A 22485-nucleotide genomic window follows, 5' to 3' on the forward strand; every position below is an offset into this window, starting at 1 on the left:
TCGCGGTTCGGCGCGAACGGCGGGGACAGCATGCTCGGCAACCTCGTGTGCGAGGCGATGCAGCGCCGGAAGTACGTGGAGACCGACTTCTGCGTCACGAACTCGCTCGGCATCCGGACCGACATCCTCGAGGGCGACGTGACGGTGGAGACGATGTTCAACGTGCTGCCGTTCGAGAACACCATCACGAAGATGGTGCTCAGCGGCGTCGAGGTCCAGGCGCTGCTCGACTACTCCACCGCGCGGAGCGCGGGGCGCGGCTGCGCGGCGCAGATCCAGGTCTCGGGCGTGACGTTCGACATGAACTGCCGGAACGGCAAGGCCGAGAACGTCATGATCGGCGGGACGAAGGTCGAGCCGCACCTCTTCTACGAGCTCGCGACGAACAACTACATGGCGTGGGGCGGCTCGGGCTTCGAGATGCTGAAGATCAACACGACCAAGGAGGACACGGGGATCTCGCTCCGCGACGCGGTGACGAGCTTCATGCTCCACCACCCCGTGCTCCCCGAGTGCGAGGTCGAGGGCCCCGGCGGCTGCGAGTCCGGCATCGCGGTCGAGGACGGCCGCATCCGGCCGACATACTGAGGGCGGCATGGGCGAGTGTCGACACGGCCTCCTGATCCTGTTCGCCGTCGCGGCGGCCGCGATCGGCTGCGAGAAGCGGATCGCGAGCGTCGACGACGGCCCGCTCAGCTTCGAGGTGCGGATCGTCGACGGCGGGATCGGCTCGGAGGAGGAGCCGCTGCCGTTCTCGCACGCGCCGTTCGCGTTGACCGTCGACGTCGACGCGATCGGGCGCGACGGCGCGCCGGACACCGCGTTCGCGGGGACGCTCCACCTCAAGATCGAGCCCCGCGGGAAGCTCGCGGAGGACCAGGCCGAGTGGCTCGAGATGACGGGCGGCGTCGCGCGCGGTGTTCCCGTCCGGCTCTACGACGTGCACAACGTCGCGAACGTCTGGGTGGAGCACACGGGGACCGACGACTCTCCGGGGAACTACGCGACCGGGCTCTCGCAGGAGATCCGGGCGGTGAACCCCACGATCCGCAACGTGCAGGAGGTGACCCCGGATCCCGTCCTCCAGACGTGGCTGACCTCGGCGCTCGCCGGCGAGTTCGTCATCGTCGATCTGGAGGGCCGGACGGTGGTCGTGACCGGCGTGACGAACGACGGCTGCTACGTCACCGACACGACCGAGCCCGGCCTCTCGTACGCGTCGATTTACGTCTACAACTTCTCGAGGCCCGAGGTCGAGGTCGGAGACCGCCTCGGGAGCCTGAGCGGCACCAACGACGAGTTCTTCGGGTTCACCGAGCTCTCGTTCCCGTCGTGGAAGGCGGACGGCACGGCCGAGGTGCCGGCGCCGGTGGTCATCGACGCGGCGAACGTGGACGACAGCGACACCCTGGAGATGTACGAGAGCGCGCTCGTCGAGGTGCAGGACGCGGTCGTGTGCCCGCTCGGCGAGGGCTTCTACACCTACGGCCAGTGGGCCGTGCTCGTGGATCCGGCCGCGGACTGCGGCGGTGGGGACGGCAAGATCAACGTGGTCAGCGCGTTCACGGCCGCCGACTTCGATCCGGAGGAGCACGTCGGCGAGACGCTGCCGCTCGTCAGGGGCAACCTGCGCTTCCACTCGTCGGCGGATCCGTCGTGGATGATCTACGTGCGTTCGGAAGAGGACATCGCCGCCGCGGGCGCCGACTGAGGCGTCGCGGGGGCCCGCATTCGAGGAGGACGAAAATGAGACGATCGACGATGACTTTGGTGCTGCTCGCGGCGCTCGCGGCCGCGGCCGGCACGTGGTTCACGGCCTGCGGCGCGACCGACAACGGCGGCGGCTCCGATGGCGACACCGACAGCGATACGGACACGGACGGCGACTCGGACGCCGACACCTCGATCTACGACGTCCGCCAAGGCGAGGTGCCGGTCAACGAGGTCGTGACCCTCGCCGGCGTGATCGTGACGGCGCCGACCCTGATCGACTCCGAGGACGGCAGCGGGACGATCTACGTCGAGGAGCCCGAGGGCGGGCCGTGGTCGGGCATCATCCTGTACCTGTACAGCGACGTGACGCTGGAGGTCTCGGCCGCGCGCGGCGACGTCGTCACCGTGACCGGGCAGTACCAGGAGTTCTACGGGCTGTCCGAGATCGTCGTCTCCCAGGCGACGGATCTCGTGGTCACCGGCACGGCCGACGTCCCGGCGCCCGCGGTCGTCGCGCCCTCCGGCGTGTGCACCGGCGGCGCGGACGCCGAGTCGTACGAGAGCGTGCTCGTCAGCGTCGAGGACGTGACCGTCACGGACGAGGACATGGGGTACGGCCAGTTCCAGGTGGCGGACGCGCTGCTCGTCGCCGACACCTTCTTCGTCGAGGGCGGCGGCCCGTCCACCGGCAACGTCACGGTGGCGGACGGCGACACGTTCGAGGCGATCCACGGCATCCTCGAGTTCGGCTACGACGAGCACAAGCTCTCGCCGCGCGACGCCGCCGACTACGTCGGGTTCTCGGGCGGCGACACCGACACCGATTCCGACAGCGACGCGGACGTGACGATCTACGAGATCCAGCAGGGCGACGTGGACGAGGACACGGGCGTGATCCTGACCGACGTCGTGGTCACGAGCCCGCTCATCTACGACGGCTCCGGCTTCTTCGTCGAGGAGGCCGCGGGCGGGCAGTACTCGGGGATCTACGTCCACGTCTGGGAGCCGATCGACGATCCGGTCTCGATCTCCGTCGGCGACCTCGTCACGATCACAGGCACCTACACCGAGTTCTACGACTTCTCGGAGGTGTCCATCAACGGCGGCTCGGACGTGACCTACCTCGACGCCGGGACCGTGCCGGCGCCGGTCGCGATCTCCGATCCGGCGACGATCGCCACCGGCGGCGCGGACGCCGAGGCGTACGAGGGCGTGCTCGTGACCGTGAGCGACCTGGCGGTCACGGATGCCGAGGCCGACGCGTACGGCAACTTCATCGTCGACGACTCGCTGTGGGTCGGCTCGCTGTTCTTCACCGATTGGCTCGAGTACACGGTCGGCGACACTTTCACGTCGATCACCGGGACGATGTACTACACGTACTCGAATTTCATTCTCGAGCCGCGCACGCTCGCTGATTTGGTGGAGTGATGCGTCGAGCCCTTCTCGCATCGGGCGCCTTCGCGCTCGCGCTCGCGTGGAGCGGGATCGCCGCAGCGCAGTACGAGCCGCCGCCGCCCCCGCCCCCGCCGCCGGTCGATCCCGCGGCGCCGGCTCCGCCCGAGGCGATGCAGCCGGCCGAGCCGCCACCCGCGCCTGCGCCGGAGCCGTTACCCGCGCCCACGCCGGAGCCGCCGCCCGCGCCGCCGCCGCCGCCGCCCGCGCCGCCGCCTCCTCCTCCTCCCCCGCCGCCGAAGAGCGAGCCGTCGGAGTGGGACAGGTGGTTCGGCGGCAAGTTCATGGACACGCGCCTCACCTTCGTGTTCACGGACGACAACACGCTCGCGGGGCCGGAGGACCGATCTCCGCAGCCGGGCTTCTTCAACGTGGACGACGAGCAGTTCTACGAGGGGCTCGACAGCGAGAAGCGGGGCCGCGAGAACGAGACCCAGCTCGTGCTGTACAAGCGCATGCCGTCGTACTTCCACAGGCTCGACGCCGAGGCGGCGCTCGTGCTCGAGATGGCGATCGGCATCGACGACACGCAGATCGGCGACGACGGCAGCTACCTCAAGCTGAACCTCTACACGGAGCGCGACGACTTCGACGGCGACAACGTCTCGCTGACCCTGTTCCCGGTCGACTCCCAGCGCATGCTGCTCGGCTACACGTACGACATCACCTGGGGCGGCGAGCGGATCTTCCCGAACAACCCCGGGCTCGTCCCCGGCGCGCGGCTCAGGTACGACTTCGCGGTCGGCGGGACGCACGAGGGGTACGTGTACGCCGGCGTCAAGACCGCGCAGCTCCTCAACCAGGCGATCGACGAGCGGCAGACCTACTACGGCGCGCTCGGCGGGTTCGGGGTCGGGATCACGAAATGGCTGAGCTTCGACGGGAGCGGCGGCTACTTCCAGCGCGGCGCGTTCCCGCCGCAGAGCTACACGGACACGAGCGAGGACGGCGACGCCGAGGACGCCACGGGCATCGGCGGGAAGACGATGGACGCGTTCGGCGGCTCGGCGCGGATCGTCCTGCACCACGGCCTGCCGATCCAGGACTCGGTCGACTTCCGGCTCTACAAGGTGACGCCGGACGCGGCCCAGATCATCGGCGCGACGCAGGCCTACGACGGCGGCTTCGCGTTCTCGCTCTCGGGCGAGTACACGCTCGTCGCGCAGTCGCTCATCAAGTTCGACGACGCGAACTCCTCGGAGTACGTGCCGTCGTCCGCGGCGGCCGTGAGTGGAAAGCTCCGCCTGGCCCGGGCGCGGTTCCACGCCGACTTCGTGCACCGCGATCTCGCGTACGTCGTGTTCGACATCCCGGGCGTGTTCCCGTACCACGGGTTCCCGGGCGGCGCGGACGCCCGGCCCGAGTGGTTCTTCGCCGTGGGCGCGGACTACTTCTTCGAGACGTCGCGCCTGACGCCGGGGCTCATCTTCGCGTACAAGCGGCCGGCCGTGTACTCGATCACCGACTCCGAAGGCGTCGAGCACAACTCGGTGTACAGGAGCGTCGAGGACATGGAGATCCTGCCCTCCGGACAGGAGCCGTTCGACATCCTCTCGTTCAAGGCCACGCTGAAGTGGGACGTCGCGCAGTTCCTCGCGTTCGTCGGCGAGCTGCGCTACACGCTCGACAAGAACAAGTCCAAGATCGGCGAGGACAACACCCGCGAGTGGGAAAAGAAGAACGTGACCAACCAGCTCGGGTTCGCGCTGCTCGCCCAGGCCAAGTGGTAGCGAGCGTCTACGTCCACCTGCCGTTCTGCCGCGGACGGTGCCCCTACTGCGACTTCACCTCGAACGACGCCGCCGAGATCCCGGAGGCCGCGTATGCCCGCGCGCTCGCGGCCGAGCTGCGGTGGCGGATGTCGATGCCCGGCGGGGCGGGCCCGTTCGAGACGGTGTACCTCGGCGGCGGCACGCCGTCGCTCCTGCCGGCTGCCTGGATCGCCGGGATCCTCCGCGCGCTCCCCGTCGCGCTCGGCGCGGAGGTGACCGTCGAGGCGAACCCGGGCGACGCCGACGCGGGCTGGTTCGAGGCGCTCGTCGCCGCGGGCGCCACGCGCTTCTCGATAGGCGTCCAGGCGACCGACGGCGCGCGGCTGCGCTGGCTCGGGCGCAGGCACGGCGTCGACGAGGCGATCCGATCCCTGCGGCTCGCCAGGGAGTCGGGCGCACGCTCGGTGAGCGCGGACCTGATCTACGGGACGCCCGGGCACACGCCGGAGGGGGCGGCGGCCGAGGCGCGCGCCCTCGTCGAGCTCGGGGCCGAACACGTCTCGGCGTACGAGCTCACCGTGTCGCCGCGGACTCCCCTCGGGCGGCGGGCCGCGGCGGGCGATCTCGGCCTCCCGGGCGAGGAGGCGCTCGTCGCGCTCTGGGACGCGGTCGGCGCGGCGCTCGCCGGGCTCGGCCTCGAGAGGTACGAGGTCTCGAGCTACGCGAAGTCCGGGCACCGCTGTCGCCACAACGAGAGCTATTGGCGCGGCGGCGAGTACGCGGGGCTCGGCAGCGGCGCTTGCGGGCACGCGAGGACGGCCGAAGGAAGGCTGCGCTACGCGAACACTGCGGACGTCGGGGAGTACGTCGAGGCCGCGCTCGCGAGACGTTTCCCGGCGGACGGAGGCGGGATCGGCCAGGGCGCGGTGTCGGACCCCGTCGACGACGCGGCGCGCGCCCGGGAGCTCGTCATGCTCGGCCTGCGGTGGGCGGACGGGATCGATCTCGACGAGCTCGACAGGCTCGCCGGCGCGGAGCGGACCGCCGCGTTCTCGTCGTCGCTGATCCACGACGGGCACGCCCGGATCTCGGGGCGCCGCCTCGTCCCCACGCGCGAGGGGATGCTCCTCGCCGACGGGTTGGCGGAGAGGTTCTGAGGGCTACTCGGCCTTGCAGACCCCGCCCGCACAGACGAGGTCGCCCGGGCAGTCCTTGTCCTTGGTGCAGTTCTTCGGGGGCTCGGCCGCGGCCGGGGCGACGACGGCCGGCTCCGGGGGCGGCGCGACGGGCGCGGCGGCCGCCGGCGGCGGAGTCCCGTACGGGACGAGCGGCGCGACCACCGCGGGGATCTCGTTCCGGACGGCCCGCTTCGAGTACTGGTTGATGCCGGGGCCCATCATCGAGTCGACCGCCCGCCGGGCCGCCATGCGCAGGTGATCCATGAGCCGGACCTCGTTGCCCCACGGCGCCTGGACCGTGGCCTCGGTCGTGCCCCACCACGTCACCTCGCCGGTCTTCGTGGAGAAGGCGCGCAGCGAGATCTGGGCGTAGGAGAGGAAGAAGCGCGGCGTCAGCTTCCCGAAGTCGTCCCGGAGGTAGCGGAGGGTGTCCGGATCCACCGCGTCGGCGTCGCCGTAGACGACGAAGTCGGCCTCGGTGATCTTCCCGATCTGGCGCAGGATCTCCAGGTCGGAGAGATCGGCGTTGTACATGCCGGCCTCCGTGCGGCGCACCTCGGCGACGACGCGGTCGAGCATGTTCCGCTCCACGACGTCCACGCCGTGGCGGAGGAACTCGATGGTGACGAGATCCGCGAGGCCGCTCCCCTTGTAGCCGGTGAAGGTGAGCACGGCGACCTTCTGGCCCGGGACGATCGCGAACTGGCCGTAGCGGTTGGCCTGGACGACGGACGTCATCGTCTCCTTCGGCCCCATGAAGCAGCCGCCGAGGCACGCGCTCACGAGCGCCGCCGCGACGGACAGCACGAGCATCTTCGGCGTCTTCATCGCGCACCTCCCGTCGGCAGGAACCGCGCGACCATCTCGTCGACGATCGCGATCACGTTCGAGGTGCTGGTCATCTCCGGCTGCTTGGCGAGCAGCCGCGGCGTGATCCGCTGCGCCAGGTACATCGTGTCGACCCAGACGACCTGTCCGGTGCGCGTGTCCACGCCCGTGACGCTCAGCCCCGTGAGCCCGATGTAGTAGAGCTCGAGGTTCGGCGTCATGTTCCAGCCGCCGCGCTCGGCGATCAGCGTGCCGCGCACGAGCAGATCGACCTTGAGCAGCTTGCCCAGGCGGCGGATCTTCTCGACGTCCGAGAGATCGAGAAGCTCCTGCTGGATGAGCCCCTGCTCGCGCACGAGGTCGTTGACCTTGTTGCGCTCGACCATCTGGACGCCGCGCGAGGCGAGGGCGTTGATGAGCGCGTTCGAGTAGAGGATGACGTCGGCCGCGTCCTGCTCGGTCCCGAGGGAGCCCTTCTGAGCGGCGACGCTCGCCGCCGCGGCGTCCTTCTGGAGCACCGACGAGCCGGACGCGTAGCCGACGTAGAGCACCGCCGCGCGCCTGTAGCTCGCCGGGTCGATGCCGGGCCGGACGAACGACTCGTAGTCCGCGAACTTGTACGGCTGCGGGCCGCAGCCGCTGGCCGCCAGCGCCCCGACGGCGGCGACGGCGACGGCCAGCCACGCTCTCTTCGCTCTGTTCATCGGAATCCGTCCTCCTTTCACCGCCCCCTCGGGAGAGGGCGTGGTCACCGGATCGCGTAGCTCATCTTGAGCAGCCAGTCGCCCGCGCCGTCCTGCGACGCGTCGACCTCCTGCCCGAGGTCGTAGACCCGCTCGACGCGGTCGTTGAGCGCGGCGGGCGGCGTGTTGTAGGGCGGCCCGGCGAGCAGGTTCTTGAGCGCCTTCCGCTGCTGCTGCCGCGCCTCGCCGATCGCCTTGAGCTGGTCTCCCCGGGTGCGCTCCGTCGACTTCGTCGTGATGAGCACGAGCGGGCCCTGCTGCTCCAGGAGCGCCGCGCCCTCCAGGGTCGCCGGCAGGTTCAGGTCCGCCACCGCGCCCGTCGCGATCGTGGCGACGCGATCCTCGGACGGCGGCGGCGGCGCAGCCGGCGTCTGCTTGATCTTGTACGCGAAGTAGCCGCGGAAGGACTGCTCGCCGAGCACCGCGTAGGACGCCCCGCCGCCCACGTCGACGATCATCGGCACGCCGACGCTCGCGGCGCCGCTCGTGGAGCGCAGCAGGCGGTAGACGCCCTCCCCGTAGTAGAGCTCGCGGACGAAGTGCTCGCCGCACCCGCCCCGCGATCTCGCGCAGCACTCGGCGTAGGCGATCGTGTCGTCGGCGACCATCTTCTCGGTGACGTTGAACTCGTACTGGTAATCGGTGACGTTGGAGACGGAGACGCCGATCTTCACGACCTTGAGGAGCGCCGAGCTGTTGACGTCCGTGCTGAAGCGCCGGATGTCGCGGAGCTTGCGCGAGGCCGGGAAGCGCTGGATCTGGAGGTGCTCTCGGCACGGGTTCGCCTGGAAGGCCGCCTCCGCGGACTGGCTGTCGGCGCCGTAGGTCGCGACGTGGACCTTGCCGACGAGCGTGTTGTCGTCCGACGGGAGCGCGACGAGCAGCGCGTCCTCCCCGAGGGTCTCCTCCGCGACGAGCGAGCCGGTCGGGCCGGGCCCCTCGGGGGTCTGCGGGATGACGACGCCGGGGCCGCAGGCGGCGACGGCCGCCGCGAGGGCGAGCGGGAACGCGACGAGACACGATCGCATCGGCAGGTTCCTCCTGTGTTTCGGGGAATACTACTTACTGGAACAGCGGGTTGTCGAGGTCTTCCTTCGTGATCGGCTCTTTGCGCTCGATCTTCTGGAGCATCTCGAACGTCGCGCGGCGCCGTTCGGCCGCGGTGGCGTACTTCTTCCCGGCGGGCTTCTTCGCCGCGCCGGAGGGGGCGCCGGCGAACGCGTCGCCGGCCTGGGCGTTCCCCCCCGCCGAAGGCGCCGGGGCGCCGCCGGCGACCTCCTGCTCGAGCCAGACGTCCACGGCCGCGCCGCCCGGCCTGTCGTGCACCCGGATCGCGAGCGGGCCGGTCGCGGAGCCGCCCACCGGGTGGCGGACCACGGCGTTCCTGATGAGCTCGGCCGACGGCTCCTCCGCGGCCCGGTCGAAGGACTCGAGCTGAGTCGTCAGGAACCTCTCGACGAGCGCGGCGGGGCTCGGCCCCTCGAACCTGTAGACGCCGGGCATCGGCTTCCCCGTCGGGACCGTCCCCTGCGGCATGCGGAGCCCGAAGACGGCGTGCCGGCCCTTGGCGAGCGCCTCCTTCTTCGCGGGCTGCTTCTCGACGGGGGGCGCGTCCTCTTCCGCCGACGTCGCCAAAGGGGCGGCGTCCCGCTCGGCGGCGCGCGGCGCGGCCTCGTCGTCGCCGCAGGACGCGATCGGCGCGGCCGCGAGCGCGGCGGCGCAGCAGGCGATGGGGCGCAGGAGCTTTGCGGCTGCGATCATGGCCGGATGATAGTTCAGTTGAAAACGAGAGACCAGGAATCGATCGAGACGTTGGTGAACCCGCGGCTCGACTGCGGGATCGTGACCGAGAGCGACGAGATCTGCGCCGGGGCGTCCTGGGTCGTGTCCTTGGTGCCCGCCGCGTCCGGGTTCGCGCGCTGGGTCACGAGCTGGAACTGCGCCTGCCCGCTGCACGACGGCCGCCGCACGACCTTGAGCCCCGACTGGAGCTCGTTCAGGGTCTCCTCGTACGCGATGCTGCTGCCCAGCTTGCCGAAGGCTTCCAGGGTCCAGTCGCTTCCGGACTCGTTCCCGTTGTAGTCCACGCCCCAGACCCTCGATCCGCCGGACAGGCACGCGTCGATGGAGCTGCCGCCGTCGACGATCGCCGGGATGAACGTCGTGAAGTACGCGACCCCGTTGAACACGGCGACGCGGCCGAGCATCTTCTCGCCCATGTTGAAGAGAGCGGGGAACGCCGAGCCGAGCTGCACGAACGACATCTCGACCTCGAGCATCTCCTGCTCCTGCGCGGAGAGATCCGCGATCTCCTCCGGCTCGAGCGTGTCGGAGCCCGGGATCGGCTCGCCGAGCCACCAGTTGATCGTCGGCGGCTGGGCCACTGTCCGGGGCACGGCGGTGGACTCGGCGATCTCGTAGGTGAGCCGCTGCGTCAGCGAGAAGATCCGGTGGTGGTCGAGCGCCTCGAGGCCGTCGATCTGGCCGGTGCCGAACAGGATGACGTTGTTCCGGTCCTCGTCCTGCACGATGGTGGGCGCGTTGGTGATCGGGATCCGCGGGAACGGGTAGAGCGGGTCCTCGCACGGCTGCCCCGTGCACGCCTCGGTGCCCCAGTCGCCGTCGGCGGCGTAGTACTCGTCGCAGGTCGACTCGGCGTCCGCCGTGTAGGGGCAGTCCGAGCACGCGCCGGCGATGCAGTCCTTGTAGGGGAAGTGGGTGGTGAGCAGCGTGTCGAAGAACAGCTCGAGGCACCAGCCCTTGTTCGCGCTGTTCCCGCTCGGGTACTTGCTCGCCATGTCGATCCGCCAGAGCCGGCCGCGGTCGTCGCCGATGAACGCCTCGTCGTTCACCGTGAGCGCCCGGAGCGGGTAGGGCACCGCGGGCTCGCCGACGAGCTGCGCGGGCGTCACGTCGGCCGGGTCCTCGCTGCACAGATCCGCCGCCACGGCGGGGTTCAGGTACCGGATCAGCTTGCCGTCGCCGACGCGGACGATGGCGACGCCGGTCGAGACCTCCGGCCCGTTCTCCTCGTCGTTCTTGTAGCCGCCGGGCAGGATCGCCACGGCGACCTCGTGGTCCGCCGCGGTCGACGAGGTGCCGATGGGCAGCACGTCGTTGATGTACACGTAGGTCAGGGCCGGCTTGCCGATCGGCAGGCCGAACACGAACTTCCCGCTGCCGTCCTCGAACGCGGAGTCCTCGTTGTTCCCGGGGAACCGCTCCGAGATCTCCCACCGGAACAGCGGCTCGTCCTCGGGGTTGGTGACGTCGAGCGCGTAGTAGCCGGCGCCGCCCTTTCCGAGCCCGCCTACGACCACGGAGCGCCAGTTGTCCGGGCTGTCCGGGAGCGACGCGCCGGTCGTGCCGGGCGGCATCCGGAAGAGCCGTACGTCCGCGGCGACGGGCGAGCCGTCGACGCCGAAGATGTGCTGGTACAGGCCGCTCTCCTCGACCTCGTAGGACCACGTGAGGGCGTCCGGGTCGTACTGCAGGTTCCAGGTGATCGGGTACTGGCGCACGACGCCGCCGAGCAGGGCGTTCGGCACGTACCCCCACATCTCCACGTTGTTTTCGTCGCCCCAGATGTCGAAGGAGTGCAGGACGCCGTCGTTGGTCCCGACGTAGAGGAACGGTGGCCGCTGGACGTTGTGCTTCGTGCCGATGTCGCCGCCGAGCACGGGTGTGTACTTGAGCTCCTGGAACGCCTGGTACGACGCGACCGAGATCCGCTCCATCGGCGGGGCGAGGAGCGCCGGCGTCGAGTTGTAGATGTCCGCGAGCTTGTGCTCCGCCCGCAGGCTGTCGCCCTCGCCGTACAGGTGCTTCTTGAGCGCCGCGAGGATGCTCTTGGACGTCGCGCAGCCGGCCGTGGACGGGCCGCCGAGGTCGCAATCGGTGATCCCGGCCGAGGCCTCGCTGATCAGCTCGAGCGTGCCCTTGGGGAAGCCGGTCTGGAAGTAGTTGCCGTAGCTGGGCTTGACGCTCGCGAGCGTGGCGTCCGTGATCGTGTAGATGTGCCGCGTCGCCTGCGTATTGAGCCAATGGTGGAGCTTGTCGAGCGTCTCGATCTCCGGCTCGGTGTCCGCCTCCGGCGCCTCGGCGTCCACGCACGGGTAGGACTGCCGGTACAGGTACCCCCGCCAGGGCTCCCCGCCGACCACCTCGAAGCCCGAGTTGAACTCGAACTGGGCGACCGCCTCCCCGTCCTCGTTCGCCGCCACGAACTCGCTCCACTCGGCGTCGTAGTTGTCGTCCTTGACCTGATCCGTGGTCACCACCTCGGTGCGCGTCGCGGTCGACGAGGTGACCGTGCTCAGGATCAGATCGAGCACGCCGGACAGCTCCGCCGGGCCGTCGACGAAGATCGCGCCGTTCGGGCGGCCGTCGCCGTCCTCGCCGCCGCAGGAGTCGTCCACCGTCTCGTCGCTGCACAGGTCCGACAGCGGCGTGGTGCCGCGCCACGGCGGCTGGGTCGTGTAGTCCTCGGGCCAGCCCGCCAGGGCGAGCTCGTTGAGGAACTGCCTCGGGGTGAGGAACTTGTCGGCCGTGCAGTCGGCGTCATCCCCCGCGTCGATGGTGGCGATCTGGATGCACCGCTCGTCGCCGGGCACGCAGATCGTCTCCCCGGTCACGACGTCCTCCACCAGCTCCGGCGTGCAGTAGACCTCCCCCTTCTTGGCGGCGTTGAAGCCGACGACCACGAAGTACATGTTCTCCACGGTCGCCGTGGGCAAGGTGAGCTCTTCGAGCAGCGCCTCGAGCTCGACCACCTCCTGCTTCGAGGAGTTCCACGGGCAGGAATAGGGTTCCGCGGGCACGACCGCCGTGTCGCCCGGAGCGGGCGGGGGGTTCGTCGCGCAGTAGTCCTCCGGGAACTCGAACGCCTGGTTGGGCTGGCCGTCGCTGATGAAGATCACGACCTTCGGGCGACAGTTGTAGAACAGATCGCTGCCGCCCCGCCCCGCCGGGAGCGCGCCCACCTCGTTGCCGAAGAAGTGCCCGACGTCATCGAGCAGGGCGCCGACCGGAGAGCAGTAGAGGGGCTCCGTCGTCGCGAGAACGTCGCGCGCGGCCTTGTTCGAGGACTCCATGTCGTCGGAGAGCACCGCGAGGCCGCCCACCGCGTTGTCGTTCCGGGCGCGGGCTCCGGCGTTCCACGTGCAGCCGGCGCCGGGCAGCTCCGGCAGACCGGACCACTTCTTGCAATTCCACTTCCGGCTCGCGCCGTAGTCGAACCACCCGATGTGCGCCGGAACCTCGCCGGTCAGGGGATCGGCCTCCCCGGACGTGGAGAGCGGCGACGGCTTGTTGTCGTAGGTCATGATGCCGAACCGCGCCAGCGTGCGGTAGCGTTCCAGTATTCCGTTGGCCGAGCGCGCCTTCGCCCGGGTGTGGTAGTTGAAGCAGATGCCGGTCGTGGGGTCGTAGTTGATCTCCTCCTCGCCGTCGCCGTCGTAGTCGAAGTTGTTCTTGCACCAGTGCCCGGACGCGGTGACGGTTCCGCTGAGATCCGCGATGACCGCCTCCGAGCCGATGCACTGCCCGTAGGTCGGGTGCCAGTCTTCGTCGCTGCACGAGATCGCCCGGAAGTGGTCGGACGGGGAGGACGTGTACTCGGAAATGTTGGCCGGGATGCTGTCCCTGTCCGCGAGGGTGTCGTACTGGAGCCCGGGCCGGCTCTCGGGCTCCTCGACGAAACAGTGGAAGTCGTCCGAGGGGATCGATCCGAGCATCACGTCGAGAAGCTGCTGCCACGACGTCTGCCGCGGCGACTCCGCGGTGTTCGCGTCGACGCACGCGTTGTGGGCGGCGGCCTCCCGCGCCATGGCGCCCGGGAATTCGCTCGTCGCGGGGGGGATCTCGAACTCCTCGAGCTGGAGCCAGTCCATGCTGCGCGACGAGTCGATCACCAGGAGCACGTTCGGGTTGACCAGCTTGCCCGTGATCTGGGCGAGAGCCGGCGTCCCAGCGGAGAGCCCGGCGGCGGCCAGGAGCAGCGCCGCATTCCATTTCCCGATCGTCATGCGATCACCTCTTTCACTTGCCGAACACGCTGACGGGTCCGACCGTCATCCTTCCCTTGCCCACTGCGCGGCCGAGCTCGAACTGGGGCGAAGGGACATCGCTCGTGGTCCGTGAGCCGTAGGACGCGGTCGCCTCGACCGTGAACGCGTACCAGCCGTAGTTCTGATCGTCGAAGCACGAGAACCCGGGCGGGCACGGCCCGACCTCGGGGTTGTAGTGCCTCACGGCGGTCATGACGTCCACGCCGTACAGGTCGACGTCGCCGTCCTCCGAGCCCTCGTACATCTCGCGGAACAGCCCCGGCGTGGACAGGAACGCGATGCACCCCGCGGGCGCGCCGGTCGCCGTGCACGTCGACTCCACGCCGTACAGGTCCGTGTTGAGCGGAATCTCGTAGCTGTCGTCGTCGACGCCGCCGTCCGCCATCGCCTCGGCCTCCGTGGAGAGGAACTGGTACTCGTAGTAGTCCGACGAGACCCGCAGATCCGTGGCGACCAGCGCCAGCGCACCCTCGACGAGATCCCCCGCCTGGGTGGCGTCGAGGTACGCGCCCGACGACCGCAGCTCGGCCTGCGTGTGCCGCATGGCGAGGATCCCGAAGCCCGTGAACATGATGATCAGGAGCAGGACGATGATCATCACGTACCCGGCCTCCCCGCGCCGCCGCCCTCCGACCTTCCTTCCTTCGAGCACCATTCGCATCAGCTCCCGCGCCTTGCGGCGACCGTCAATCCAGGTTGACCACTATGTCCTTGAACGACGCCATCCGCGCCGCGATGTTCGGCATCGCCACCTCGGTGACGACCGTTCGCACCTTGTACGCGCCGACGTCCGCGCAGTCCCCGTCGCCGGTGAGGGGCGGCGCCGCCACGTTGTAGAAGAGGGCGAAATTGTTCGCGTCGCCCTTCAGGGTGGACCAGTACGTCCCGCACTGGTCCGCGGGGACCTTCATGACCTCCTGGTCCGTCTTCTCCGTTCGCACCCCGAGCCGGATCACGGCCGAGCGCACCTGCTCCGCCCCGAGGATGGTTTCCGCGGTGATCATGCAGCCGAGGTGCTGGGTCTCCGCGCTCAGGCACCCGGCCGCCCCGGAGACGAACAGCTCCGCTTCGTCGCACGGCAGCATCCGCGCTGCGGACAGGGCGGACAGATCATAGTACAGCGGCGCGGCCCACTGGGTCCCGGTCGCCTGGTAGGTGTTGCGGAACCAGACCTGGAAGTCGGTGACGTAGTCCGCGATGATCTTCAGCGAGGCCTCTATCGGCGGAGCCGGATCGTCGCCGAGGATGGCGCTCGCCGTGCAGTCCGAGAAGCCGTCGTTGGTGATCTGGTCGAAGTCGACGAAGTACCGGACCAGGGCGTTGTGATCGCCGACGCTCTTCACGGTGAACAGCGCGGCCTGGTTCGCGGCGGCGTGCACGAGCTGCCCCGACGCGAAGGCGCTCGGACCGTCCGCGAAGAGCTCGCCGTCCTCCAGGGTGAGCTCGCAGCCGCACGCGTCCTCGTCCTCGATGTCGTCCCTTCCCTCGCAGGCGACCGTCGCGATCCGGGCGTCCGCGGTCTGCCCGTTGGGCGCGAACAGGTGGAGGAAGGCGTAGGCCGGGTTGAACTCGGTGACGCAATCCTCCACCGTCTCGAACGGCTGCACGATGGACACCGCCGCGCTGGATCCGCTCGCGTCGACGTACGCCTGATAGGTGTTGGACGACGCGAAGCTGCCGACGATCACGACCGAGTCCGTGGCGTCGTTGTCCTCGCGGTTCAGGTGGACGACGGCCGGCCTGTAGTACGCGTGCTGGCTGAGCTCGTCCTTCGCCACCATCGAGTCCGGATCGCGTGCCGGGTTCGGGGAGGTGTTCATCCCGGCGCGCTGGAAGTCGGCGGAGAGCATCTCGAGGCCGATGCGGGCGCGCTGCATCGCCTCGGTCTCCATCTGCTGCTTCGTGGTGTCGTGCCCGATGGCGCGGGTCAGGATGTAGAGCTGCGACACGACGATCGCGCCGATGATCAGCGCCACGAGCATCTCCATCAACGTGAACCCGCGCTCGGCTCTCAAGACCGGCCTCCCTTCTACGAATCCTGGGTCCAGCGGCCCGTGTACTCCCGCGTCACCACGTTGCTCAGCTCGACGACGTTGAAGGCGCCTATCACCGCCGGATCCGCGGTCCTTCGGGCCTCGCAATTGGTCCAATCAGCCGCGGCGTACTGCTTCCACTTCGGCCACGTGACCCGGACCCAGACCTGGTACGCGACCGGATCGTCGACGTTGCCGAGCGGCTTCACGCGGTAGTGGACGCAGTACGTCGCCGTGTCCACGTCGCTATGGAGCGGGGTGCCGCTGTGCTCGAGGTGCGTGTCGAACCGCGTGTCCGCCGCGTCGTCCGACAGGGCCAGCCAATCGCCGCCCTCCTCGTCGTCCGCCAGGTCGAGCGCCTGGTTGAGGAGAGGCAGCGACGCGGGCGCCGGGGTCGTGTCGGCGAGCGGCCACGCCGCGGCCTCGTTCTCGAGCCAGGTCATCACGTAGCGCGCCAGGTTGACCGCCGCGGTGTGCTCGCGGCCCATGCTCGCCCCGGACACCGACGCGCGCTGGAGCGCGACGAGGCCGAGCATCGCGACCGTGAAGACGAGGAGCGCCATGAGCACCTCGATGAGCGTGAAACCGCGAGACGTCCTCCTCATATCTCCACCTTGCTGTACGGTGCACCGCCGATCGGGAGGTACACCGCCCTCGTGACATCCATGACGCTGTCGTCCGTTCCGCCGTCGCCGCCGGCGCACGAGCCGGAGCCGCCATCGAAGCGGTTGAACCGGATCACCGCGCCGTTCGTCGCTCCCTCGTCGCCGGTGGACGCGCACACCCGGGACCAGTCGCCGCGCTCGGCCCCGGCCGCGCCCACCGAGCAGATCGTGTCGCCGTCCTCGCCGACGCGGACGTAGAGCTCGCCGTTGCCCGCGTAGCACAAGGCGAAGTCCGACGTCGCGGAGAGCGACAGGTCGTTGCATGAGGGAGTGTCCGTGTCGGCGCCCGTGAGCGCCTGGACCTGCACGCCGCACATCGCAGCCTCGGCCGACAGGTACGGATCGACGTTGAGGTCGAGCTCCGGCACGACCGCGTGGCCGGCGGTCTGCACGCAGGTCTTCGAGATCGAGTCCCAGCACTGCGGCCCCGAGAGCGTGTTGACCCAGATCTTGCCGGTGGAACCGGACACCTCGAGCACCGCCCCGTGGCGGGTCTGGAGCGCGAGGCTCCTCGCCTGGGAGGCGGTCTGCTGCACGAGGTTCACGAGATCCGTCAGGTTGGAGCTGCGCTTGTGATCGACGAGCTGAGGCGCGACGATCGCGGCGCAGATCCCGATGATCACGACGACAATCATCACTTCGACAAGGGTGAACGCTCTATTCTGCGGGTGCCTCATAGCGTGCGGCTCCTTCATCGTTGTTTATAGAGAAAGCAACAATCGTACCCGAATGGCATATCGTCTCGCGCGCCGACGGGGTAATGGGCCAAGCGTTTCATGAATTATCAATAAATTCATATATTAATAGATGATTATCTCGACATTGTCGAGGTTTTCGCGGAGGACAGCGCGGCCTTCGGAACGCCAACGGACCGCCGCCTCGGCAGGGATGGTTTTGCACGCTTTTCGCCTCGTTGAAAAAAGTGCATAGTCGGACCGCGAGGGGAAACGGGGCCCGCCCCGCTGATCGCAAGGAGCGCCGGCATGAGCTTCCCGAATAGGAAGATCGCGATAACATCGCTTCCTTCTCCGATCGCGGCGGCTGCAATCGCCGTGCTCATCGGGGTGTCCGGCTGTTCGCCGAAGGAGCCGGAGCCGAGGTCGACGGACGTCGCGCCGGCCGACACCCCACCCGCAGCCGCGCCTCCTGTCGAGAAGATGGTGCTCGAGGGACCGGGAGAGAAGCTCGTCCGGGAGATCGGGAGCTGGAAGCTCGCCGCGGCGCCCCGCTATTTCGGCCCGGAGAATCTCTACGACTTGATCAACGGCGGCGCCGAAGTCTACGTGCAGTTCGGGCTCGCCGCGATGGTCGCGGCCGAGTACCGCGATCCGGCCAAGCCGGGCCTCGCCGTGACGGCCGAGATCTACGACATGGGCACCCCGCGCGGGGCGTTCGGCCGGGCCGCGCGCTTCCTCGAAGGGCGGCGCGATCCGTCCGGGGCCGGGGAAGGGCTGCCCGCCGCGTTCGCGGCGCGCGGGATGATGGGCGACGGCGATCTCGTCGTCTGGCAGGACAAGTACCTCGTCCACTTGACCTTGCTCGACGAGAGCCCGCAGGCGACCCCCGAGGGGATGGCGGCGGTGGGCGCGGAGCACCTCCCCCGGATCGCGGAGTCGCTGCTCGCCCGGATCGGCGGCGAGACCGCGCTGCCCGCCGATCTCGCGCTGTTCCCGACCGAGGATCGGATCGCGCGATCGGAGACGTGGCAGCCGGCGCGCCTGCTCGACATCGACGGGCTCGGCTCGGGCTACACCGTGCGCTACGCCGAGGGCGGGAGCGCCTGGATCGCCTTCGCGACAGAGGAGCTGCCGATCCCGGAGGCGGCCGAGGCCCCGTGGAAGGCGGTCAAGAGCGCGATGGCCGACGGCCGCCGGGTGGCGCTCAAGGTCGCCGGGACGCGGGTCGTGGGGATCGTCCAGGACGGTGAGGCGGAGCTTTCGGAGGCGCTCGTGGAGCGCCTGAGCGGCGCGCTGCTCGGCGCGTTCACGGCGAAATGACGGACACGGACGCCATGCGGCTCGTCGCCTCGGCAACGATGCTCGGCGTCTTCGGCGCGTGGCTCCTGGGCGTCTGGTCGTATGTCCGTCTCGGGCGACGCGCGAGGACCGCCGCCGCCCGCCGCATCATCCGGTGCGTCGTCTCCGCTCCGGCGCGACTCGTCGCGAACCGCCTCGTGCAGGATCTCGCGACGAACCCGCACTTCGTCGCCTCGATCACCGGGCAGCTCGAGAGCGTGCTCACGGCGATAGTCACCCTGCCGGCGGAGGCGGCGCGTGGCGGTCGTCCCGCGGCGCGGGTCGCGTGCCGCCTCGACGACCTCGGCGACGAGAGCCGGCTCCGGCTCAGGATCGACTTCTCTCCGATCCTCGAGCGCTTCCGCGCCGCTTCGCAGCTCTGGATGTTCCTGTGCTGGCCGATCTGGATGTTTCTGACGGTCGGGTTCGCGGTCCCGTGGCTCGTGCTCTACGAGCCGACGTCTCCCTGGTACGGCCTCGTCTTCGGCTTCGGCGCGCTGCCGGCGATCGGGCAGATCGCCATCGTCGCGCGCTGCAACGGCGTGCGGCGCTACCTCGGCGATGCGGTCGTCGGCGTCGCCGAGGACATCCGTTCCTCCCTCCTCGTCTGACGCCGGCGGCGGAGCGCGGCGTACGTCTCCTCGATCGCGGCGACGTAGCGCGCGGGCGCGTGGAGACGCGCGGCGGCGAGCGCGGCGTTTCGCGCGAGCCGGGCCCTCAGTTCGGGGTCGGCCGCGAGCGTCGACAGATCCGCCGCGAGCGCCTCGGGCTCTCGCATGTCCGTGAGCCACGCATCGACGCCGTGCACGAGCGGCGACGCGATCGTCGCGTCCGCGACGGTCGCCACCCCGGCCGACAGGGCGTTCACCAGCTTCACCGACAGACCGCCGGACGCGCTGCGCGGGACGACGGCGAGATCGGCGGACGCGAGCGCATCCCACGCCTCGCGAACCGAGCCGTGGGGCACGACGCGGATGTGCTCTTCGAGCCCGCGCCTAGCGATCTCGGCCTCGAGGCCGCGGGCGTCGGACGCCGTCACGATCTCGAGGGCGAGCGCCTCCCTGAGCGGGGGCGAGGCCGTGTACGCGTCGACGAGGACGGCGACGCCCTGGTACGCGTCCAGGTTGCCGCAGTAGACGGCGCACGGGCGCGAGGAGGAGCGTCCAGGGCGCCTGACGGCCGGTCCGCAGCCCGGCGGCGGCGACGCCGGGATGCGGGTCACCCGAACGCGGCTCTTGGGGAAGCCGGATCCCGAGACCGCCGCGCGGGTCGTGTCGTCGAGCACGAGGACTCGATCCGCGAGGTGCGGCGCGTCGGCGTCGATCCGGCGCCCGATCGCCCGCGCGACGCCGTCGAACGCGGGGCGAAGGTAGGTGCGCAGCTCGGGCCCCATGAGCGCGTGGAGGTGGAGCACGCGGGGCGTGCGCCGCAGCGGATCCGCGAGCGCCGCGGCGAAGAGCGCCTCGTAGTGGTGCGCGTGGATCACGTCCGGGGCGAGGCGCGCCGAGAGCCGCGCGCAGGCCGCGGCCAAGGAGAGATCGAGCGCGAGCTTGCGCCACGACGGCCCCGATCGTTCGCACGAGAAGGAGGGCACGTCCGGGATCCTGTGGATCGCGAACGGCTCGGCCCGATCGAAGGCGCTGTGCGCGTAGCACAGCAGGTGGACGTCGTGGCCCGCGGCCGCGAGCAGGCGGCACGTGGTCGCGACGAGCGCCTGCGTACCCTGGACGGTCGGGAACGGCCCGCCGAAGACGTGCAGCAGCCTCACGCGTCACTCCTCCAGGTAGCCGAGCCGCTGCAGCCTCGCGGCCACGGCGCGCTGCTCGGCGAGAGTGTAGGCCCGGTCGTGCGGGTTCGGGAAGCCCCCGCCGCCCGGAGCTCCCCCGAACCAGGGCGCGGGAGGGACCCCGAGGAGCGCACAGGCGAGCGGCGCGATCTGCTCGATGGACGCGGGCCGGTCGCCCCGGGGCTGGCCGGGGCCCGCGACGACCAGGATCCCATCGGGCGCGTGACAGCCCGGCATCGAACGGCCCTTGCGGCCGAGGAGATCACGCGCCGCGAGCCGCTCGACGACGGGCCCCGACGCGCGCGACGGGAGGCAGACCGGCACGTAACCGTTCAGGTCGCGCAGCTCGACGACGAGATCGGGGAATCTCGCGCGGTGCGGCCCCGCGTGCAGCTCCTCGCGGCGAACGACGCGCTCGACCAGCCTGCGACCGTCCACGAGCGCCAACCGCTCGAGAGCCGCCTCCACGTCGCGGGCGACGGCCTCGCGTTCACGGTACCGCAGCGTTCCCCGCGGCTCGCGGCCGAGCTGGTTCAACCACACCGACGGCGCGTAGGCGAGCTCCTCGCTGAACGCGCGCGTGCGGCGCCAGTCGATGCCGCCGAAGCGCAGCGCCGACTCCGCGAGCGACGGCGCGAGGCCACCCGCGAACCGAAAGGCGCGGCGGCGCAGCCCGTGCGGGATCGCGGCGACGGCCGCCGAACGCAGCGCGGCGGCGAACGGGGCGCGCGACGCGCCGTCCGTAAACGCGAGGAGCCCGGCGCGCTCGAGGGCGCGGTTCAGGTGGATCGCCACATCGGAGGCCCCGCGCGAGCCGTGATCCGAGAGCACCACGATCGCCGTGTCGTCGGAGGTCGCCTCGACGAGCGACCCGACGGCGCCGTCCGCGGCGGCGTAGACGTCGGCGAGGGAGCGCTCGAGCCCCTCGGAAACGGATCCCCGGCGGCGCGGCGAGCCCGGATCGTGGTGCGCCCAGAAGTGGTGCGCGACGGTGTCCGTGGCGCCGAAGTGGAACGCGGCGACGTCGACCGGGCGCCGCTCGAGGAGCCAGCGCGCGATCTCGGCCCGCCGATGCGTCGTTCGTACCAGGGCATCCACCCGCTCCCGCGCCCCGAGCGCCTCCTCGAACTCGTCGAACGCCGCGAAGTCGAGGTGCGCGCCCCCGAACCGCTCGAGGAGCTCGCGGTGGAGCCCATTAGGGTGCACGAACGAGGCGTCGCCGCGGCTCGTCACCGGCGAGTCCCACCCGGAGATCGAGAAGCCCCTGAGCCGTTCCGGCGGGTAGGTGACCGGGAACCAGGCGGCGCCGACCGCGAGCCCCGCGCGCTCGAGGTGCGCGAACAGGGTCGGCAGCGCCCGATCGCGGGCGACCGTGAAGCGCACGCGGTAGCCCGACCGGATCGTGAAGTCCGGGACCCCGTGGAAGGACGGCGGGGCACCCGTCAGGAAGCTGGTCCACGCGGGGAAGGTGGTCGCGGGCGAGGTGGAGCGCAGCGGGGAGAGGCCCCCGCGGGCGGCGAGCGCCGCCAGGTTCGGCATGCGTCCCTCGCGGATGAACCGCGCGACGAGATCCGGCCCCGCGCCGTCGAGCCCGATGATCAGCAGCCTTAAGGGCCGTCCCATGGCCGGGTTCTTAGCACATCCGCGTTGCCACGTGACCATGGTCGGGCTAGGTTGTCCGCATGGTCGCCGCCGCGCCCCCCGCGCCGAGCCCTTTCCGCACCGCGCTCGCGATCGGCGTCGCCGTCGCGCTCGGGGCCGCGGCGTTCTACCTCTACGTCGGCGGCGTCCGGGACGGGCTGTCCTGGCGACACGGCCTCGAGGTGCGGGCGATCTCGCCGGACTTCGTGGCCGACGGCGCCGGGCGCGCGCGGCAGATCCCCGACTTCGAGCTGCCGGACAGGTTCGGACGCGCCGTGCGCCTCCGCCAGTTCGACGGTGTCGATCTCCTGCTCGTCAACATCTGGTCGTCGACGTGCGCCGTCTGTCGCGAGGAGGTGCCGGAGCTGACGGAGATGGATCGCCGGCTCTCCGAGATCGGCAAGGTGGCGCTGCTCACGATCGCCGTGGAGCGGAAGTGGGACGACGTCGCGCACTACTTCCCGCGGGGCACGGACCTGCGCATCCTCTTCGACGCCGACGACCGGGTCGCCCGCGGGCTCTTCGGCACGGAGCGCTACCCCGAGACGTTCGTCCTCGATCGCGGGCGGCGGGTGATCGCGCGCTTCGACGGCAAGCGGCCGTGGCACTCGGACGCGATGATGGAGTACCTGCGGTCGCTCCTCTAGG

General features: G+C 70.3%; 19 protein-coding genes. 8 read left to right on the forward strand and 11 right to left on the reverse strand.

All coding sequences use genetic code 11. The features are described 5' to 3' along the window. From M0R80_12130 to hemW, 5 genes are all read left to right on the forward strand, one after another. On the forward strand, nucleotides 1–588 hold a 588-nt coding region (locus M0R80_12130), incomplete at its 5' end, for a 5'-nucleotidase C-terminal domain-containing protein (GenBank protein MCK9460377.1). A 7-nt stretch (nucleotides 589–595) separates the two neighbouring features. Continuing rightward, a complete protein-coding gene (locus tag M0R80_12135; protein MCK9460378.1) occupies nucleotides 596–1711 on the forward strand; it encodes a hypothetical protein in 1116 nt (371 codons plus the stop codon). 35 nt (nucleotides 1712–1746) lie between these two features. Then, on the forward strand, nucleotides 1747–3144 hold the full coding sequence (locus tag M0R80_12140) for a hypothetical protein (GenBank protein MCK9460379.1): 1398 nt from the start codon (nucleotides 1747–1749) through the stop codon (nucleotides 3142–3144). Then, nucleotides 3144–4898, forward strand: a complete 1755-nt coding sequence (locus M0R80_12145; protein MCK9460380.1) for a hypothetical protein — start codon at nucleotides 3144–3146, stop codon at nucleotides 4896–4898. Before M0R80_12140 ends, M0R80_12145 begins: the two co-directional genes overlap by 1 nt. Further along, complete coding sequence (hemW, locus tag M0R80_12150) at nucleotides 4892–6037, forward strand: radical SAM family heme chaperone HemW (GenBank protein MCK9460381.1); 1146 nt, start codon at nucleotides 4892–4894, stop codon at nucleotides 6035–6037. The genes M0R80_12145 and hemW overlap by 7 nt, the downstream gene beginning before the upstream one ends. 3 nt (nucleotides 6038–6040) lie before the next feature. Here hemW and M0R80_12155 read toward each other — a convergent pair whose 3' ends face one another. The 9 genes from M0R80_12155 to M0R80_12195 are packed head-to-tail and all read right to left on the reverse strand — an operon-like array spanning nucleotide 6041 to nucleotide 17030. Continuing rightward, nucleotides 6041–6886 carry a CsgG/HfaB family protein gene (locus tag M0R80_12155; protein ID MCK9460382.1) on the reverse strand — a complete coding sequence of 282 codons (846 nt, stop codon included), beginning with the start codon at nucleotides 6884–6886 and terminating at the stop codon, nucleotides 6041–6043. Further along, complete coding sequence (locus tag M0R80_12160) at nucleotides 6883–7590, reverse strand: CsgG/HfaB family protein (GenBank protein ID MCK9460383.1); 708 nt, start codon at nucleotides 7588–7590, stop codon at nucleotides 6883–6885. The genes M0R80_12155 and M0R80_12160 overlap by 4 nt, the downstream gene beginning before the upstream one ends. A 44-nt stretch (nucleotides 7591–7634) precedes the next feature. Further along, entirely contained in the window at nucleotides 7635–8657 is a 1023-nt protein-coding gene (locus M0R80_12165; GenBank protein ID MCK9460384.1) for a hypothetical protein, read from the reverse strand. A gap of 34 nt (nucleotides 8658–8691) precedes the next feature. Further along, nucleotides 8692–9390 carry a hypothetical protein gene (locus tag M0R80_12170; protein MCK9460385.1) on the reverse strand — a complete coding sequence of 233 codons (699 nt, stop codon included), beginning with the start codon at nucleotides 9388–9390 and terminating at the stop codon, nucleotides 8692–8694. A 14-nt stretch (nucleotides 9391–9404) separates the two neighbouring features. After that, nucleotides 9405–13655, reverse strand: a complete 4251-nt coding sequence (locus tag M0R80_12175; protein ID MCK9460386.1) for a PilC/PilY family type IV pilus protein — start codon at nucleotides 13653–13655, stop codon at nucleotides 9405–9407. 13 nt (nucleotides 13656–13668) lie between these two features. Then, nucleotides 13669–14352 carry a hypothetical protein gene (locus M0R80_12180; protein MCK9460387.1) on the reverse strand — a complete coding sequence of 228 codons (684 nt, stop codon included), beginning with the start codon at nucleotides 14350–14352 and terminating at the stop codon, nucleotides 13669–13671. 31 nt (nucleotides 14353–14383) lie between these two features. Continuing rightward, nucleotides 14384–15712, reverse strand: a complete 1329-nt coding sequence (locus M0R80_12185; GenBank protein MCK9460388.1) for a type II secretion system GspH family protein — start codon at nucleotides 15710–15712, stop codon at nucleotides 14384–14386. A 14-nt stretch (nucleotides 15713–15726) separates the two neighbouring features. Further along, nucleotides 15727–16335: a prepilin-type N-terminal cleavage/methylation domain-containing protein gene (locus M0R80_12190; GenBank protein MCK9460389.1), complete on the reverse strand. Its 609-nt coding sequence runs from the start codon at nucleotides 16333–16335 to the stop codon at nucleotides 15727–15729. Next, entirely contained in the window at nucleotides 16332–17030 is a 699-nt protein-coding gene (locus tag M0R80_12195) for a hypothetical protein (GenBank protein MCK9460390.1), read from the reverse strand. The genes M0R80_12190 and M0R80_12195 overlap by 4 nt, the downstream gene beginning before the upstream one ends. A gap of 348 nt (nucleotides 17031–17378) precedes the next feature. Here M0R80_12195 and M0R80_12200 point away from each other — a divergent pair, with 348 nt between their 5' ends. Both M0R80_12200 and M0R80_12205 read left to right on the forward strand, forming a co-directional pair. Next, nucleotides 17379–18392, forward strand: coding sequence for a hypothetical protein (locus tag M0R80_12200; protein MCK9460391.1), 1014 nt, complete (start codon nucleotides 17379–17381; stop codon nucleotides 18390–18392). Continuing rightward, nucleotides 18389–19021, forward strand: a complete 633-nt coding sequence (locus M0R80_12205) for a hypothetical protein (protein ID MCK9460392.1) — start codon at nucleotides 18389–18391, stop codon at nucleotides 19019–19021. The genes M0R80_12200 and M0R80_12205 overlap by 4 nt, the downstream gene beginning before the upstream one ends. Here the strand turns inward: M0R80_12205 and M0R80_12210 are convergent. Beyond that, nucleotides 18961–20178 carry a glycosyltransferase family 4 protein gene (locus M0R80_12210; protein MCK9460393.1) on the reverse strand — a complete coding sequence of 406 codons (1218 nt, stop codon included), beginning with the start codon at nucleotides 20176–20178 and terminating at the stop codon, nucleotides 18961–18963. The two genes, M0R80_12205 and M0R80_12210, sit on opposite strands and share 61 nt — an antisense overlap. A 3-nt stretch (nucleotides 20179–20181) precedes the next feature. Then, nucleotides 20182–21819 carry an alkaline phosphatase family protein gene (locus M0R80_12215; protein ID MCK9460394.1) on the reverse strand — a complete coding sequence of 546 codons (1638 nt, stop codon included), beginning with the start codon at nucleotides 21817–21819 and terminating at the stop codon, nucleotides 20182–20184. A gap of 59 nt (nucleotides 21820–21878) precedes the next feature. Between M0R80_12215 and M0R80_12220 the strand changes: the two genes are divergently transcribed. Then, on the forward strand, nucleotides 21879–22484 hold the full coding sequence (locus M0R80_12220; protein ID MCK9460395.1) for a TlpA family protein disulfide reductase: 606 nt from the start codon (nucleotides 21879–21881) through the stop codon (nucleotides 22482–22484). Nucleotide 22485: the final 1 nt, after the last annotated feature.

The sequence above is a fragment of the Pseudomonadota bacterium genome (assembly GCA_023229365.1).
Classification (GTDB): Bacteria; Myxococcota_A; Polyangia; order JAAYKL01; family JAAYKL01; genus JALNZK01.

Coding starts and splice junctions, on each gene's coding strand:
- M0R80_12140 (MCK9460379.1), top strand. CDS start 1,747: ATGAGACGATCGACGATGACTTTGGTGCTGCTCGCGGCGCTCGCGGCC.
- M0R80_12220 (MCK9460395.1), top strand. CDS start 21,879: ATGGTCGCCGCCGCGCCCCCCGCGCCGAGCCCTTTCCGCACCGCGCTC.
- M0R80_12175 (MCK9460386.1), bottom strand. CDS start 13,655: ATGACGATCGGGAAATGGAATGCGGCGCTGCTCCTGGCCGCCGCCGGG.
- M0R80_12135 (MCK9460378.1), top strand. CDS start 596: ATGGGCGAGTGTCGACACGGCCTCCTGATCCTGTTCGCCGTCGCGGCG.
- M0R80_12155 (MCK9460382.1), bottom strand. CDS start 6,886: ATGAAGACGCCGAAGATGCTCGTGCTGTCCGTCGCGGCGGCGCTCGTG.
- M0R80_12180 (MCK9460387.1), bottom strand. CDS start 14,352: ATGGTGCTCGAAGGAAGGAAGGTCGGAGGGCGGCGGCGCGGGGAGGCC.
- M0R80_12200 (MCK9460391.1), top strand. CDS start 17,379: ATGAGCTTCCCGAATAGGAAGATCGCGATAACATCGCTTCCTTCTCCG.
- M0R80_12145 (MCK9460380.1), top strand. CDS start 3,144: ATGCGTCGAGCCCTTCTCGCATCGGGCGCCTTCGCGCTCGCGCTCGCG.
- M0R80_12195 (MCK9460390.1), bottom strand. CDS start 17,030: ATGATTGTCGTCGTGATCATCGGGATCTGCGCCGCGATCGTCGCGCCT.
- M0R80_12165 (MCK9460384.1), bottom strand. CDS start 8,657: ATGCGATCGTGTCTCGTCGCGTTCCCGCTCGCCCTCGCGGCGGCCGTC.
- M0R80_12205 (MCK9460392.1), top strand. CDS start 18,389: ATGACGGACACGGACGCCATGCGGCTCGTCGCCTCGGCAACGATGCTC.
- M0R80_12170 (MCK9460385.1), bottom strand. CDS start 9,390: ATGATCGCAGCCGCAAAGCTCCTGCGCCCCATCGCCTGCTGCGCCGCC.
- M0R80_12160 (MCK9460383.1), bottom strand. CDS start 7,590: ATGAACAGAGCGAAGAGAGCGTGGCTGGCCGTCGCCGTCGCCGCCGTC.
- M0R80_12190 (MCK9460389.1), bottom strand. CDS start 16,335: ATGAGGAGGACGTCTCGCGGTTTCACGCTCATCGAGGTGCTCATGGCG.
- M0R80_12215 (MCK9460394.1), bottom strand. CDS start 21,819: ATGGGACGGCCCTTAAGGCTGCTGATCATCGGGCTCGACGGCGCGGGG.